The 16,887-nt window shown below is 49.2% G+C and carries 9 protein-coding genes; 6 read left to right on the top strand and 3 right to left on the bottom strand.

Annotated elements, in window-relative coordinates; all coding sequences use genetic code 11:
* Positions 1–82: 82 nt before the first annotated feature.
* On the top strand, positions 83–2,488 hold the full coding sequence (locus H6629_05980; GenBank protein MCB9067339.1) for an ABC transporter permease: 2,406 nt from the start codon (positions 83–85) through the stop codon (positions 2,486–2,488).
* A 207-nt stretch (positions 2,489–2,695) separates the two neighbouring features.
* The gene (locus H6629_05985; GenBank protein MCB9067340.1) at positions 2,696–5,068 is read left to right on the top strand and encodes an ABC transporter permease; all 2,373 of its coding nucleotides are present in this window, start codon (positions 2,696–2,698) and stop codon (positions 5,066–5,068) included.
* Between the two features lie 272 nt (positions 5,069–5,340).
* On the opposite strand, the gene H6629_05990 is transcribed toward H6629_05985, so the two are convergent.
* Complete coding sequence (locus tag H6629_05990; GenBank protein ID MCB9067341.1) at positions 5,341–6,495, bottom strand: acyl-CoA dehydrogenase; 1,155 nt, start codon at positions 6,493–6,495, stop codon at positions 5,341–5,343.
* A 178-nt stretch (positions 6,496–6,673) separates the two neighbouring features.
* On the opposite strand from H6629_05990, the gene H6629_05995 reads away from it, so the two are divergent.
* The 3 genes from H6629_05995 to H6629_06005 all read left to right on the top strand — a co-directional run bounded on the left by H6629_05995 (position 6,674) and on the right by H6629_06005 (position 9,429).
* Positions 6,674–7,543: a tetratricopeptide repeat protein gene (locus tag H6629_05995; protein ID MCB9067342.1), complete on the top strand. Its 870-nt coding sequence runs from the start codon at positions 6,674–6,676 to the stop codon at positions 7,541–7,543.
* Positions 7,544–7,741: 198 nt separating this feature from the next.
* Positions 7,742–7,939, top strand: coding sequence for a hypothetical protein (locus H6629_06000; GenBank protein MCB9067343.1), 198 nt, complete (start codon positions 7,742–7,744; stop codon positions 7,937–7,939).
* On the top strand, positions 7,936–9,429 hold the full coding sequence (locus tag H6629_06005) for a response regulator (protein ID MCB9067344.1): 1,494 nt from the start codon (positions 7,936–7,938) through the stop codon (positions 9,427–9,429). Before H6629_06000 ends, H6629_06005 begins: the two co-directional genes overlap by 4 nt.
* Before the next feature lie 84 nt (positions 9,430–9,513).
* Here the strand turns inward: H6629_06005 and porQ are convergent, their stop codons facing one another.
* Both porQ and H6629_06015 read right to left on the bottom strand, forming a co-directional pair.
* Entirely contained in the window at positions 9,514–10,467 is a 954-nt protein-coding gene (gene porQ / locus H6629_06010; GenBank protein MCB9067345.1) for a type IX secretion system protein PorQ, read from the bottom strand.
* A 117-nt stretch (positions 10,468–10,584) separates the two neighbouring features.
* The gene (locus H6629_06015) at positions 10,585–12,195 is read right to left on the bottom strand and encodes an N-acetylmuramoyl-L-alanine amidase (protein MCB9067346.1); all 1,611 of its coding nucleotides are present in this window, start codon (positions 12,193–12,195) and stop codon (positions 10,585–10,587) included.
* A gap of 284 nt (positions 12,196–12,479) precedes the next feature.
* Between H6629_06015 and H6629_06020 the strand changes: the two genes are divergently transcribed.
* Positions 12,480–16,883: a tandem-95 repeat protein gene (locus H6629_06020; protein ID MCB9067347.1), complete on the top strand. Its 4,404-nt coding sequence runs from the start codon at positions 12,480–12,482 to the stop codon at positions 16,881–16,883.
* Positions 16,884–16,887: the final 4 nt, after the last annotated feature.

Raw genomic sequence — 16,887 nt, forward strand, 5'->3', positions numbered from 1 at the left:
TCATCTGAAATCCCTGCTGTGACAGGATTTCGGATTGCTATTTTTGAATAATCAAACCAACACATAATTTCCCGGAGGGCAGATGCTCATCAATTACATCAAAATTACCCTGCGAAATCTGATGAAAAACCGGGTGCAGTCCGGCATCAATATTCTGGGTTTATCCGTTGGCATCGGCGTTAGTTTGCTGATGCTCCTGTTCGCGTGGAATGTGCTCACTTACGACCAGTTTCACGAAAACAGCGACGACCTGTATTTCCTTTACCGAACGCGACCGGCGCCGGAAGGCGGCACGCTGACCGTTTACGATACCTGGGTGCCCGCCGTGCCGGAAATGATGAAGGATTTCCCGGAAATTGTGAACGGCTATCGCTCATTTTCAGTGGGCGAATGGGTGCAAGTCGGCGACAAACGCTTCCGCGAAGAAATTGATTTCGCCGATCCGGGATTTTTTGAGATGTTCAGTTTTCCGCTGACAAAAGGCGATCTGCAATCGGCACTCAGCGAGAAAAGTTCGATCATCGTATCGCAGGAAATGGCTGAAAAATATTTCGGTAGCGAGGATCCCATCGGCAAAACCCTGCAGGTTGGCGAAGCCAACAATTACACGGTCACCGGCGTGCTCGGCAAAATTCCGGTGAATTCCACTTTCAATTACGATATGATTGTCCCGTGGGAAAACGCGATGGACATCGATTTTGTACGCGACAGCGGTTGGCGCGGCTCGTTCCTTTTCAGCTTTGTGCAACTTCGGCCGGGCACTGATCCGGCAGCACTGGAAGCCAAATTCCCCGCGTTTGTCGATAAATTTTTTGCCAAAGATGCCATCGAGCAGGTCACTTTCAAATTGATGCCGCTGAAAAATGTGCACAACGAATTCACCGGAATGGATCGTTATGCATTTATTCTCATCGGGATTGCGCTGGCGATTCTGGCGCTGGCGTGTATTAATTACACCAATCTTTCCATTGCGCGGTCGCTGCAGCGTGCCCGGGAAATCGGGATGCGCAAGGTGCTCGGTGCCAATCGCGGCAGGCTGTTCAGCCAATTTATGATCGAAACATTTTTGATTGTCGGGGTGACGCTGCTGCTCGGCATCGGTTTGGCGGAATTGCTGCTGCCCAAATTCAACGAAATTGTGCAAATGGAGCTGGCGCTGACCTTTTCGGAGCAACCGGTTTTGCTGATCGGCTTACTGATTGTCGGCGCGGTAACTGCATTTTTTTCAGGGATTTATCCGGCGATGTTTCTATCGCGATTCCGGCCGATATCCGTACTGAAAGCCACTCACTTTTCCGGCGGCGATACACAAAAAAAACCGGGCGGATTGAACCTGCGCAACGTGCTGGTGATCACCCAATTTGTTGTTTCCATCGGGCTGATTATCGCGACGGGCGTGGTGCTGCGGCAAATTGATTTCATGAAGTCGCACGATCTGCAATTCGACAAAGAAAATATGATCGTGCTGCGCACCAATCCGCGCGTGTTTAATACGCATGAAGAAGCGCTGGCAACCTTCGGCACGCTCAAAAAGGAAATCACTGCCAACAGTACGGTGAAAAGCGTTGCGCTGTCGCGAGCCGTGCCGGGCATCGGCTACGGCAACAGCTACACGCTGGCGCGACCGGAAGGCTGGGACACGAACCGGCAGCTCGACTGGCGATTTGTGAACATCGATGCAGCATTTTTGCCGACATTCGGCATCGATCTGGCGAATGGGCGCAATTTTTCGGAAGAAATGGCGACGGACGAAGATGAATCGATCATCATTAACGAGGCGGCGGCAAAGGCGATCGGCTGGGATAATCCTGTCGGGAAAATGCTGTATTTCGGCGAAAATACCTGCACGATCATCGGCGTGGTGAAGGATTACAATTACGAAGCGCTGCGCGAGCCGGTGCAGCCGGTTATCCATTTTTACAACGGTGTGGAAAGTACGCGCTACTATTTCATGTCGGTCAAATTTGCCAACGATACACCACAGGAAAACATTGCATTGCTGGAGCAGCAGTGGGAGAAAGTCGTTCCCGGCATCGAGCTGACTTATTTTATCATTTCCGATCGTTTCCAGCAACTGTATCAGGTCGAAGACAATCTCGCGAAAATTATCAGCTACAGCTCGGCGCTGGCGATTCTGGTTGCCTGTCTGGGGTTGTTCGGGTTGTCCGCGTTTTCCACGGCACAACGCACCAAAGAAATCGGCATTCGCAAGGTGCTCGGCGCGTCTGTTTCGCAGGTGCTGGCGCTGATCGGCAAGGATTTTATGAAACTGGTGCTGCTGGCGAATTTGGTGGCGTGGCCACTCGGCTGGTACGCAATGAACCAATGGCTGCAAAATTATCCCTATCGCATGTCGATGGGCTGGTCTGCGCTGGATATTTTTCTGTTTGCCGCCGTCGCAGCGGTTGCCGTTTCGATGCTCACCATCGGCTACCAAACGATTCGGGCAGCGCGGGCAAATCCTGTAAAATCATTGCGTTATGAGTAATAATTTGAGTGTTATTGTGTTGACGTGTTTTGGTGTTTGCAGACATGTTTTTATATGCAATGACATTCCAGACGATCGCTTCTTTAGCACCGGGCTTAAGCCCGGTGTTATCGAAAATCCGGAAAAATTCTTTTGAAAATTTCAAAATTTCTGCGTAGGCAGGGATCTCCCTTTTCCGCTTTTGAAATCAACTTTTTTGGAGGAAACATGTTTTTCAACTACATAAAAATTGCGTTCCGGCATTTTGCGAAACACAAGCTCAACGGATTCATCAACATTTTTGGGCTGGCGGTGGGCATTGCCGCGGCAATCATGATTTTTCTCTACACCAATCATGAACTCACCTACGACGCGTTCAATGAAAACGCGGAAAATATTTATCTGGTTTACAAAGAGCGTCCGACGCCGACCGGCACGCAAATCACCCGCGACACCTGGCTCCCGATGGCCGCAGCGCTGCGCAGCGACTATCCGGCGATCAAAAATGCTGCCCGGTACTGGACCGACAACGAATGGGTGGAGGTCGGGGAACAGAAATTTCAGGAAGAAATTGCGTACGCGGATCCGGCACTGCTGGAAATTTTCACGCTGCCGCTGGCAAAAGGCAATCGCGACGGCGCGTTTTCGGACATCAATTCCGTGGTAATTTCGCAGGAAATCGCCAAAAAATATTTCGGCGATGCCGATCCAATTGGCAAAACCTTGCGGATGGCCTTCCGTTACGAATTTACAGTGCGCGGCGTGCTGGCGGAAATTCCCGATAATTCATCCGTACAGATTGACATCATGGTCAATCCGGAAAGCCAGCAATGGTACGAACGCAACGCGGAAAATTGGGGCAGCTCCTGGCTATATACCTTCATTTTGCTCAATCAAGATGCCAAACCGTCAGCGCTGGAAGCGCAGTTTCCCGCATTCGTCAGCAAAACCTGGGGCGCGGATGAAACCAAAGGGTTGACGCTGAAACTGCTGCCGCTGCCTGCGCTCTACAACGATCTCACCGGCGCGAATACCTACGCCTATATTTTGCTGATCATCGCGGTTGCGATTATTTTGATCGCATCAATCAATTTTATGAATCTGACCACCGCCGGATCGATGGAACGCGCCCGCGAAATCGGCATGCGCAAAGTCCTCGGTGCGGAGCGCACCCGCCTGATTCGCCAATTCCTCACCGAAGCTGTGCTTATGAGTCTGATTGCGCTGGCAATCGGAATCGGGATTGTGGAATTGATTTTGCCGTTTTTCAACGCGCTATATGATTTGCCGCTGGCGTTAAATTTTCAAAGTAACTATATAATTATACGTGATTTAGTCAGCCTTGGAATTGTCGTTGGTTTGCTCGCCGGCGCGTATCCGGCAATTTTTCTTTCGCGCTTTCAGCCGAACGAGGCGCTGCGCGGAAAGCTGCAGCAGTCGCCAAAAGGCGCAAATTTGCGGTTGGGGCTGGTGGTCACTCAGTTCGTGTTGTCCATCGTTTTGATGATCACTACCGGCATGTTATTTCTGCAACTGCAGCACATGAAATCTGCCAATCTTAATTTTAATAAAAACAATGTCATCGCCATCGAAGCAAACCAGAACGATTTTGCCGATCCCGAAGCCGCACAGCAAACGTTGACGACTTTCAAAAATGAGCTCCGTCAGTTCAGCGGCATCGAATCTGTGAGTTCGTCGTCAACAGCACCGGGTGAATGGTCGGGTGGATTTACGTTTATTTTTCCGGTAAATCCGGGTCAGGAACCGGAACGTTTTCGCATGCGCTATTGCGCGGTTGACGCGCATTATTTCGACACATTCAAAATGAAAATCAGCGAAGGGCGGGCGTTTTCGGAAGATCTCGAAGCAGAGGCGGAATCATCGGTAATTTTGAACGAGGCGGCGGTGCGCGCCTTTGGCTGGAGCGATGTTGCGGAGCACAAAGTGCGCCTCGGTGATAGCGAGTTCAACGTCATCGGTGTAGTGAAGGATTACAATTACAACTCATTGGCAGAAGCGGTAGCGCCGGTGGTTCATTTTTATCGCCCGCCGGATAACAGCCGCCACCGCTTTATTTCCGCCAGAATTGCGCCGGGCAATCACACCGCCGCGCTAGGATTTATTCGCGATAAATGGCAGGAAATTATGCCGGGCAATCCGCTCAATTTTTTCTGGATCGATGAAAATTTTGACCGGCTCTACGAAAACGAAGAACGGCTGCTGACCGTCGCATCCGCGTTTGCAACACTGGCGATTATCATCGCCGGGCTGGGGCTGTTTGCCATCGCATCGCTGATGATCACCCAGCGCACCAAAGAAATCGGCGTGCGCAAGGTGCTCGGCGCAACCACCGGAAACATCACCGTGATGCTCTCCAAACATTTTATGGCGATTGTGCTGGTTGCATTCGTAATCGCCTGTCCGCTCGCTTATTACGCATCGAACCAACTGCTGGCGGATTTCGCCTATCGCACATCGATCAACTGGCTGCTGTTTGTAGCTGCGGGCATTTTTTCGATGTTGATTGCCTGGGTAGCGGTCGGGTTTCAATCGATTAAAGCATCGATGTCGAACCCTGTGAAGGCGTTGCATTATGAGTGATTTTGGTGGTGATTTTCTGTGTGGCGTGTTTCTAAAAAACAGAAGGGGAATGTTGCTATAACTTCCCTGTTGCAGCTGCCCACATCCCTGTGTGATACCAGCCCTGCAACATCCCCTTTCTTTTCTCTCCCAAACTCCGTGATTTAAACTATCGGCGTCTGCGGAAAAACTTTAAAGAAAAAAATTTAATTAGTGAACAAAAAAACGTGCCCTGAGACAACTTTAGGCACGTTTTTTGTAAATCGCCAAATTTCATTGAATTTTGCTGACTTCTATTTAAAGAGCAGATATTTAGAGATCGTATCCAGTTGCATGTTGGATGTTCCCTCATAAATTTGCCCGATTTTGGCATCCCGATAAAATTTTTCCACCGGATACTCTTTGGTGAAGCCGTAACCGCCAAAAACCTCGATCATTCGCGAAGTCACTTTTTCTGCATTCACCGAAGTGAACAGTTTGGTCATCGCGGCTTCCACCACAAAATCTTGTCCAGCATCCTTCATCCGTGCGGTATCGTACACCATCCGGCGGGCAGCTTCGGTAAGCGTGGCACATTCGGCAATCTGGAACGCAACACCCTGAAATTTGCCAATCACTTTGCCAAACTGGGTGCGCTCTCGGGCATATTGCATGCCGGCATTCAACGAGCCTTGCATCACGCCGAGCATTTGCGCGCCGATGCCAATTCTGCCCTCGTTGAGTGTTTCGATCGCAGATTTGTAGCCTTTGCCAACTTCGCCAATCACATTTTCTTTGGGAACAATACAATTTTCCATGATCAGTTCGCAGGTGCTGCTGGCGCGAATACCCAGTTTATCTTCTTTTTTCCCGACGCGGAATCCCTCAAATCCGCGTTCGACCATAAACGCGGTGATGCCTTTGTACCCGGCTTCGGGATTCGCGTTGGCGAATACGATAAACAAATCCGCCTCTGCCGCATTGGTGATCCACATTTTATTGCCGTTCAACACAAAGTGGCTGCCCATATCTTCAGCACGGGTTTTCAGCGCAAACGCATCGCTGCCGGAGCTGGCTTCGGACAATGCATACGCACCGATTTTTTCCTGCGCCAACTGTGGCAAATATTTCTTTTTGAGCGCCTCACTGCCCCATTTTTGAATGCAGTTGTTGACCAGCGTATTTTGCACATCCACAAAAATAGCGGCAGATGCATCAACTTTGGACAACTCTTCGATCGCCAAAATGGACATGAAAAAGTTGCCTCCGGTTCCGCCGTATTCTTCGGGAATATCGATGCCCAGCAGCCCTAATTCAAAAAATTGATCCAGCAATTCCCGGCGAAACTGCCCTTTCTGATCCATTTCCTGAACATGCGGTTTTATTTGTTCTTCTGCAAATTCGCGGATCGCGTCGCGAAACATGCTTTCTTCTTCTGTGAGTTGAGTAATAGAATGAATTGCGTTCATGGACTCTCCTTTGTATTTTTCAGATCGTAACGGATGTTTATTCGATTGTAAGCCGAGACAGTAAATATGCAAACAGAATATACGGCGAAATTTTGCGCCAGTGTATCATCCGATTGAAAAATATAACCAGAAATTCCGCCGAAAAACACGGCGAAAGAAATTTAAGGAATGCACTACGATGAGCCAAAGCCCGACTCCGGAACAAATTCTTGCCGTTCTGCAAACAGCCCAGCAGGCTGCCATGAAGCAAGATTATGCCAACGCACTGACAAAATATCGTTGGGTCGAACAAAATATTCTGGATGACGAAGACAACTTGCCGCTGCTGCGCATCGAAATCGCGTGGGCGTATTATCACATGCAGCAATACCCGCACACCATCGCCTATCTGGAAAAAGCAATGGAAAGCCCTGTGCTCAATCCGCATCAGGTTTTCGATGCGCTGCGGCTGATCGGCGTTAGTTACAGCATGCTCCGCAACCCAGGAAAGGCAATTGCCAATCTGGAAGATGCAACTCTGCAACCAATTCCCGATTACGATAAACGCTATGCCTATTTTGAGATCGGCAAAATTTATTTCGCTGCGAACGATACAAAAAAAGCGCGTCCGCCGTTGGAAAAAGTGCTGCCGCTGTTTAAAGATGACGATCAGGAATATCGCCAGACCACCCGTTATTACCTCGGGATGATTCATTTTTTCGAAAAAAACATGACCGCTGCCGAATCGTATTTTCTTGATTTTATCAAACAGGCGACAACGGAAAAAACCAAAGCGCCCGGCTTATTCGGCATGGCACATCTGATGTACGAACGTAAGGAATACGAAAAGTTGCAGACAACCTGCCAAAAAGTAATGGAACTGGACCCGGATTTTTTTGATAAGGAAACCATCGGATTCTTTTTGTGCATCAGCTATTTGGGGCAACGCAAATGGACGGAAAGCCGCCAGGTTTTCGATCAATTAAAATCTGCCTACCCGGACGGAAAATATGCCGTTGAATATCCGGCAATCGAAAAAAAGCTCACCAAAAAATCCAATAAAGCCTGATCAGATTTGGATATTTTTTCAGATTTGATTATTTTTTCGCGTCCTGCAATCTCAGCCAAAGGCTTTTGCAGGAACAACTTTCATCATCAACAGGTGTTTTTTCGACGCCTTCCCACACGCATAAATATGCGGAACTGATTAGTACCGGAATCGTAACACGGTTTTCGATATTTGACATTTAACGGAATTTTTGACAGTATGATTGCCAAAATCCAGAGCAGCATGGACGGTTACAAAAAATTCGAATTGCTAAGTGATTCGGATATAATTCCGATGATATATTTGGTGAACGTTTATCATTTTCCGTATTCCCGGGAAGGAAAAACATTCACAACCGTGCTAAACCAATTGTTTACGGGGTTTATTCACCAGCAAACTGTGCAGGCGATTGAATGAATATGACGAATTTCAAAGCATTAATTCTGGATGATGAATATCAACTGGGCGAAATTCTTGTCAAGACTTTAAAAGAAGAAAATATATCTGCGATTGCCGTTACAAACGTTGATTCAGCAATTGCAAAACTTCGCGAAGACAAGTTTGATATTGTCATTTCGGATATATATCTCCCTCAAAAAAATGGGCGCGATTTATTTGAATACGCGCTGAACCATTTTCCGGAACTGCCATTTATTTTCATGACCGGCAATCCCGATCTGAATACCGCAGTAGATTTCCTCAAAAAAGGCGCGTACGATTATCTGAGCAAACCGTTCATGGTTTCGGATCTCATCAAAAAAGTGCATCATGTCATCCAGCAAAGCCAGGAGCGCAAAGCAGAAAAACATCTGGTAAACGATCTGAAAGAAATGCTCCAACACCGTGCGGAAGATTTCCGGATTTATCAGGATATTTTCAACAGCAAAGAGGACGGTTTGCTGATTATGGATATCGACGGGCTGATTGTTCGCGTAAATCCGGGCTTTTGCAGCATGAGCGGGTTCAGCAAAAATGAGCTGCAAAATGCGCCATTTACCAAACTGGGCGAAATTTTTCCGGGAATCAATTTCCGGCAGATACTTTCGACCATCGATGATCGCGGGCATTGGAAACAGGAGATTTCCACCCATCGATTAAATGGCACGCGCTGGATTGCCAACATCAACTTTTTCCCCGTTCGCAACGAAAACCGCGATGTGTTCGCTTACTCCGCAATTGTAACGGATGTCACTGGATTGCGCAGCATGGAAAATGCGCTGATTGGCGCGCAGGAAGCCATCATTTTCGGGCTGGCACGCTTGGCAGAACAACGCGATCAGGAAACCGGATACCATTTGGAACGCATTCGCAGCTATTGCCGGGCGCTCGCGCTGGAGATGAAAAATCATCCCAGATATCTGCCGTATATCACCAACAGTTTTATTGACACGCTGGATCGCACCGCGCCGCTGCACGACATCGGCAAAGTGGGCATCCCGGATCACATTTTGTTAAAAGGCGATAAACTAACCGAAGATGAATACGAATTGATGAAGCAGCACACCGTTGTCGGTTTCCAAACCCTCAGCTCCATTCGCAAACAATTTGGCGAAATGGATTTTTTGAACATGGGCATCGATGTTACCTATTGTCACCATGAGCGGTTTGACGGCACCGGATATCCGCGCGGATTGTGCGGCGACGAAATTCCGCTATCTGCTCAGGTGGTTGCCCTCGCCGATATGTACGATGCGCTTACTTCCGAGCGGGTTTACAAAGAAGCCTATCCGCACGATGTGACGGTTCAAATCATCCGCGACGAAAGCGGCAAACATTTTGATCCGGATATCATCCAGGTTTTCGAATGTGTTGCGGATCGTTTTGAGCAAATTTTGCAACAATTTTGGAAGGACGGATATGCGGAAAAAACACCTATTTTTGATGCTGAAAAGGTGCTAAAAAATTAGGTTTATTGTGCGGGTTTTCAGCGATACGAATGGTTTTTCAGAAATCTGGCGGGTCAAATCTTCTGGGTAAAACAGACGGATGGGTTACAGTCCTCCGGTAACGCCAATTCGGTTTTGCGCTCCCAGTTCGCCATAATTTGCGAAAGCGTAATCCAGCCGGAAGCGTTTGTAAGCGATACCCAACCCGGCGGAAATGCCGCTAAAACTGCGGGTTCCCAAACTTTTGATGCTTTGATTCACACCGTTATCGTAACCGATCCGAAACTTTACCGCGTCACTCACATCAAATTCCCCACCAACGCTAAAGCGTTTTAAAATATCGAGGTTATCGCCGGTTTGTTGGCTGATATCGTTTAACGATGCCATAAACATCAGCGGCAAGTGCGCCAATTTTTTGGCAAATCCGAGACGCACCATGAGCGGTAACTTGTCTTCAGTTTCGGTGTAATTATCCAGCATAAATCCAATATTTGAAACTGAAACGCCAACCTGAAAATCCGAAATGTAGGACGGACGAAAAATAATCCCGCCATCCAGCGCGATGCCGGAGGCGTTGTATTCTTCCAGCGAGGAATAAATAAATTTGGCGCTGACGCCGTAATCAAATCCCGGTCCCAATTGGTTGGAAATGGTAGCAGAAAGCGCAAATTCCGAAGCGCCAAAACTGCGTCCGGTTTCCTCACCGAACAAGTCGGTTTCTTCAAAATCGCCGTAATCGAAATAAATCAAGCCAAAACCGATTGTGCCAAGCTGCCCTTTTTGGAACGCGTAGCCCAACTGCCCCGCCTGAAAATCCAGCAAATGATCGGTAAAATTGATAGTCCACTGCGGTTCGGTAACGGTTGAAAGCACTGCCGGATTGTATGCTGCCGCGTTCACATCACCCTGAACAGCCACCAGGTTGTTGGCCATTGCCGCGCCGCGAGCGCTGTATTGGCTGCGCAAAAATTCAAATACCGTTGTGCCAACCGATTGCGAAAAAACGGGCTGTGCAGCAAGTGCAGTAAAACAAATTAACGCTAAAATTCTATTTTTCATTAATGGCCTCTTGAACGAAAACACGGCAATTTTTTGGCGATTTTTTTAAGATACAAATAAACGCTTTTTCCGGCGAATTGTCAACCGGTACCGGATTTAGTCATCCGTTTTTTTCAACTAAATTGAATTTTCATGGTCTGTTTTGAACTGTTGCAGCCCGGCAAAGATCCCTTCGGCAATTTTCTGCTGGTGGGAATTGGTTTTGAGGATTTTGGCATCGTAACGATTCGTGATAAATCCAGTTTCAACCAAAACGCAGGGCATCGATGCACCGACCATCACCCAAAATCCGGCTTGCTTAACGCCACGATCTTTCATGTTCAGCGATTGCATGCGTTTGCCGATTTGCGTTTGCACGTTGCTGGCCAAATGCTCGCTCTGTTTCATAAAAGCAGTTTGGGCAAGTCCGGCCAAAATGGCGTTGATGCCTTTGTAATGCGCCTGATTTTCTGACGATTCGAACCGGATTACCGCATTTTCCCGCTCTGCTACGGCGCTGGCCTGGGCACCTTTGGTCGCACCCAACAAATAGGTTTCGAAGCCGGCGGGGCTGCTGCTTTTGTTGGCGTTGGCGTGGATGCTGATAAACAATTTAGCCTGATTTTCATTGGCGATCTGGGTGCGTTGCCGCAATTCTACAAATGTGTCGTCTTTGCGAGTGTAAATTACTTTTACGCCGGGCATCCGCCGTTCGATGAGTTCACCGAGTTTCAGCCCGATGGAGAGCACCACATCTTTTTCTTGCAGTCCGCCGACACCAATTGCACCGGGATCTTTTCCGCCGTGACCGGGATCGATCACTACCGTATCGATCAGCCAGCGCTGGCGTTCTGTTTCCAGTTGTTTGCGGATGTCATCTTCTTTTTCTGGGGTTTGGCGATTGTTTTCAACCCGTGCTTCTTCGGCTTTTTCAGGCTGTTTTTCGGCAGTTTCGGATTCGGCAAGCTGCTCGCGGTAACGCAAAATGGCCACCACTTCTCCGGTATTTTCATCCTGATATACTTCGCGGGAAATGGGATCGGTGCGCAACCGGAAAGCGACAGACAACAGCGTTGCGAACTGGAACGCCTTCATCTCCCGCACCGGACCTTCGTCCAGATTGCGTGCCAGCGAATTGATGTCTGCTGTCGCGCCGTACAAATCGACATGCAACCAGTTGTTGCGTTTGTCGATGCTCATTTCGCCCTTCTGGAATTTCTTGGCGGTACGAATACGAATGACAACGCCATTTTCCCGGGCATCCACATCTACCCCCGCAACATTAAAACGGGGGTCGCCAAACTGCAGTATTTGCTGTTTTTCATCGTAATTCAAATTAATATTCGCGTACTGGTTCACTAAAGGCACCCAATAGGACAGCGGCAGAAAAATATCATTCCGTTCGATCGTGCAGGAAACGGGCATCTGCAATGTGCGGTCGTCGATGATCACAAACGGGTTGTTGGCTGTGATGACCACTTTATTTTGGGGCAGATACAGCACCAGTTTTTTGCGCTCATCGTTAAAATACGTGTTGTATTTCAGCGATTCGGCAAGCCTTCGGGCATCCACAAATGCAACGTCCTGCTGCCAGCGAATGGGCAATTCCAGGCTTTGTCTGCTGTTGGGGGGGAAAAGGGTCAGGTAATCGGGAAACAATCCCGGAAACGCTCTGGCGATTGCTTTTTTGGCATCCATCAACAGGAAAGCGATGCCGGGGATAACTTTTAGGAACTCGCGTCTTTGCATGTCCGCAGATCAATTTATGGATACGAAATTCTTTATCGCTGAGAAGATAACATAACACCCGGCGCAATTCAAGCGTTAAATCACACATCTCTAAATCATTGCGAAAATTAGGATTATGTGCTCAAAACCGGACAGTTTTTGTATCGAAAGCCCTCACAAACTTATCAACCCGTGAATTGAATAACGGGAATTTTTTGGTGGACAAAACTTCCGGCAAATCTTACATTAAAGCGACTAATCATGATATTGCAATATTTTTATCCTATTTTTCACATGAGGGTTTTATGAATACCTGTCCGCATTTTCTGAAAACAGGATCAATTTTATTCATTTTATACATACAAATATGTCTCCCGCAGGGCATTGCCCAAACGCGTTTTACATGGGCTGCGCAAACCGGCAACTGGCAAACCGCCGCCAACTGGACGCCAACCGGCGTTCCCGGTGCGAACGATACGGCAGTTGTCAATAGCGGCATTGTTACGGCAACGGCACCGGTCAGCGTTAGCGGGCTGGAATTGGGCGATGCGGAAATCAACGGCGCTAAATTGACAATTTTATCGATTTTCAGATGGAATAATGGCCGGCTGAGCGGCAGCGGAAGTGCAGATTCGACCATTTTGGGCAACGATGCCGAGATGATTATCGACGGTACCAGCCAGCGGGAACTGGTTGCACGAACGCTGATGTTGCGCGGAGATTCCCGCTTCAGCAGCAACGGGGATATCCGGCTGGGCAACGGCGCAATTCTCGTAAACAACACGAACAGGTTATTTGAGTGGTATGGCGATGGCGACATTGGCACACTGGACGGCAGCGGAAAATTGATCAATTTGGGCACGATCGAAAGGGACAATAATTCCTCGACCAATTTGATTAACGTATTATTTGAACATCGCGGCACACTGATCAACAACAGTGGCGAACTGCGCCTCATGGCCGGCAGCGACCAACGGAATGCAACACTGCAAATCGCAGAAAATACGGTGCTGCGAATAAGCAACGCCGGGCATCTATTGAACGATGTCAGCGTTTCCGGCGGCGGTGAATTACGGGTTCAGGATGCCGAAATCGAACTTACCGGCAACGGTTTGCGGATCGAAAATGACGCAACACTGCGCATCGCAACTTCCGGCAGCCGCATTTCCGGCAACGGCACGCTGGAAAATTTCGGCAGCATCGAGTGGTTGCGCGGCACCATTTCCGGCGATGGCGAATTTGTAAATCATTCGCAAATCCGCTTTTCCGGCGAAAGCGCCACAAATCTGGAATTCCGGACACTTTCGAATAACGGCAGCATCGAATGGTTGGACAACACCGATCTCCGAATTAGCGATAACGCTAAAATAATCAACAACTTATCCGGCACGATCGAGATTGTGAAAAGTGCCAATATTTTCTTTCGAGAGCCGGATGGCGGCAGCATCGTCAACAACGGATTGCTGATAAAATCCGGCTCATCCGCAACGGACGAATCGCTGATTGACGCGGCATTTGAAAATAGCGGCGAGCTGCAAATTTCCGGCGGAAGGCTGCGGTTGAACCGCGATGGCGATTATCTCTCCGGAAATCTGGCGATTGCCGAAACCGGCATTCTGGAAATTTCCGGCGGCAACCATATTTTCAGCGAGACACTTTCTGCGATGCTGGTCGGCGAGCTGCAACTCAGCGGCGGCAGCATTTTCACCGAAAGCGCCATTTCCGGCAACGGCAAACTGACCATTGACAGCGGGACATTCACCTTTTTGCGAAGCTTTTCATTAGATCAACTCATTTTGAATAACGGCATCCTCAACGGCAGCGGCAATTTGCGGGTTGACGGGTTGATGCGCTGGCGACGCGGCACATTGCAACACATCAGCGTGACCGCCAATGGCGATTTAGAAATGAGCGGCGGCACATCGGACATAAAATTTATCGACGCCGGCACCCTGACAAATGCGGGTGAAGCGATGTGGAGCGGTGAAGGCGATATCCGTATCGCCAATGGTGGTGTGCTGTTCAATCAAGATGGCGGTTCGTTGCTGTTTTCCGCAACCGGCGATATCCTCAAATTTTTCGGAAATCCGGTTGGCGGATTGGTGCACAATGACGGGCTGTTGCGTCAAACCGGTGTTGTTACTGATGTGCTGGTAGAAATTGCGTTGGAAAACAACGGCACGCTGGCAATCGAATCCGGCACGATGAATGTGGCAGACGGCAGCAGCGGCACAACGGCTGAAATTTCCGTTGCGCAGGGCAGTTCGCTCACGTTTTCCGGCGGGCTGCATGAATGGGAAAATATGCAATTGAGCGGTGCCGGAACGATAATATTGAACCGCGCTGACGTGCTGTCGACCGGCGCAAACGGGCTGGTTTTGAACGCACCGCTGCGGCTGGATATCCGGAATTCGGAAAGCAAGCTTCGCGGAAACAGCCCTATTTTTAACAAAGGAATCATCAATTGGGAACGCGGCGAAATCAGCGGCAGCGGCACAATTGACAATTTGGGCGAGCTCAATTTTACCGGCGATGGGTTTCGGACAATCAACAGTAAAAACATTCGTAATTTTAATATAATCAACTGGTTCGACGGCGGGAAAATACGCATGCAAAATGGCGCAACCATTTATAATTTGCCCGGCGGAACGCTGAATTTGCACCCGACAACCGCGCTGACGAAAGGGCTTTCCGATGGCGGCAAAGTGCTCAACACCGGGCTGCTGCGCAAATTGCCCGGACCGCACATTGCGGTGCGCGCAGACGTGGAAAATAGCGGTAGCATCGATATTTCCGATACGCTTATTTTCGAGCAATCCCTCACCAACCACCCAAACGGCAACATTCGCGGGAACGGATTTCTGGATGTTTCGGCGGCAAATTTTGTAAATAACGGAACGCTGGCGCCGGGAAATTCCCCGGGAATTTTGTCGGTGATTGGCAATTATCCCCTTTCCGATGCGGCGGACGTTGCCATCGAACTCGGCGGAAAAACGCCCGGCAGCGAACACGATCAGTTGCGGATCAGCGGCGCAGCACATCTCACCGGCAGCAGATTGCAGCTATCGCTGCTCAACGGTTTTGTTCCCGCCAACGGCGATACGCTGGAAATTTTGCAAACAGCCGCCCGAAACGGCACGTTCAGCACATTCAGCGGCATCGATACGGCATATTATGATGTGCAGTATTTGCCGGATGCGGTGCGATTGGTGAATTTCAGCTTCCCGGTAAACACGCAACCGGTCGCCCAAAATGACGCATTCGATACCAGCGAAGATGTATCCATTCAACTGGATGTGTTGGCAAACGACAGCGACGCGGATGGCGATTCGCTGCAATTTGACAGCTTCAACCAACCGAAAAACGGCACTGTTTCTTTGATGCGGCAGCCGTTTTTGTTTTACAAACCTGCAACTGATTTTTTTGGATTGGACACGTTCCAATACAGCATCATCGATGGCGTTGGCGGCACAGATACGGCGCAGGTGGTGGTGCAGGTGCATCCGGTAAACGATCCGCCGCAAATTTCACCTGCACTGCCGGATGTGGCATTTCCGGCGGATAGCGGCGCAACGCTGGCGCTGGCGGAATTTGCAACGGATATCGATCATCCGACTGGCGATTTACAGTGGCAGGCGCAGGTGCTGGCGGTAGTTTTACCGTCCGCAAAAGTGGATACGAGCGATCTGCACATCACGATCGATCCGATTTCCCAAACCGCACAATTTTCCGTAACAGCGGACAGCACCGGCGCATTTGCGGTCGAATTTCGCGTCAGCGATCCCGATGGTGCGAGCGCCAGCGACACGATTGTTGTGTTCGCTTTGTCCAAAGCACCAACGTTGCTATTCCCGATTGAAGATATTGTTTTAATTGAAGATAGCCCGCCCTTTACGGCTGTCAAAAATCTCAACGAAATGTTTGTTGATCCCGATGGCGACGTGCTGCGGTTTCGGGCAATCAGCGGCGCGGGCATCGCAGCAGAAATTACCGGTGACAGCCTGGTAATCACACCCGAACCCAACTATTTCGGTGCGCGAACAATCACGGTTCGCGCAGTTGATCCATCCGGCGCCAGCGCCAGCGACCTGTTTTCGGTTACCGTAACTGCTGTGGAAGATCCGCCTAATATTGCCGCATTTCCCGGTTTCATCCAGTTTCCGCGGGACACGATTGTGACCGTAAATGTGTGGGATTTCGCGGAAGATCCGGACATGCCGGACAGCCTGCTGGCATTCATTTTCGATGCAACAAACGATTCGCTGCTGCGCGATTTTCATCCACAAACCGGGTTATTAACCCTTGCCAGCTTCGGCAATTTTTCCGGCGATGTGGATATGACCGTCACCGCAATTGATACAGCAGGCAATAGCGACAGCAAATCCGTGCTGGTGCGCATTGACGCGGTTACTGGCATCGACGATGTTCAAAACAGTGGCGTGCCAACCCGATTCACGTTGTCACAAAACTATCCGAATCCGTTCAATCCGATTACGCGAATTCGTTACAACCTGCCCAAAAGTGCAACAGTTCAACTCAGTGTGTTCAATATTTTGGGAGAGCAGGTAGTGGTACTGGTTGACCAAAAACAACTGTCGGGCAGATACGAAGTTGCATTTGATGGTAGCCAACTGAGCAGCGGGCTATATTTTTATCGAATTGTTGCAGGAAATTTTCGGGAAGTGCGGAAAATGGTGTTGATTCGGTAAGTTG

The sequence above is a fragment of the Calditrichia bacterium genome (assembly GCA_020634975.1).
In the GTDB taxonomy this organism is placed as follows: domain Bacteria; phylum Calditrichota; class Calditrichia; order RBG-13-44-9; family J075; genus JACKAQ01.

Coding starts and splice junctions, on each gene's coding strand:
- H6629_06015 (MCB9067346.1), bottom strand. CDS start 12,195: ATGCAAAGACGCGAGTTCCTAAAAGTTATCCCCGGCATCGCTTTCCTG.
- H6629_05980 (MCB9067339.1), top strand. CDS start 83: ATGCTCATCAATTACATCAAAATTACCCTGCGAAATCTGATGAAAAAC.
- H6629_05995 (MCB9067342.1), top strand. CDS start 6,674: ATGAGCCAAAGCCCGACTCCGGAACAAATTCTTGCCGTTCTGCAAACA.
- H6629_06000 (MCB9067343.1), top strand. CDS start 7,742: ATGATTGCCAAAATCCAGAGCAGCATGGACGGTTACAAAAAATTCGAA.
- H6629_06020 (MCB9067347.1), top strand. CDS start 12,480: ATGAATACCTGTCCGCATTTTCTGAAAACAGGATCAATTTTATTCATT.
- H6629_05985 (MCB9067340.1), top strand. CDS start 2,696: ATGTTTTTCAACTACATAAAAATTGCGTTCCGGCATTTTGCGAAACAC.
- H6629_06005 (MCB9067344.1), top strand. CDS start 7,936: ATGAATATGACGAATTTCAAAGCATTAATTCTGGATGATGAATATCAA.
- H6629_05990 (MCB9067341.1), bottom strand. CDS start 6,495: ATGAACGCAATTCATTCTATTACTCAACTCACAGAAGAAGAAAGCATG.
- porQ (MCB9067345.1), bottom strand. CDS start 10,467: ATGAAAAATAGAATTTTAGCGTTAATTTGTTTTACTGCACTTGCTGCA.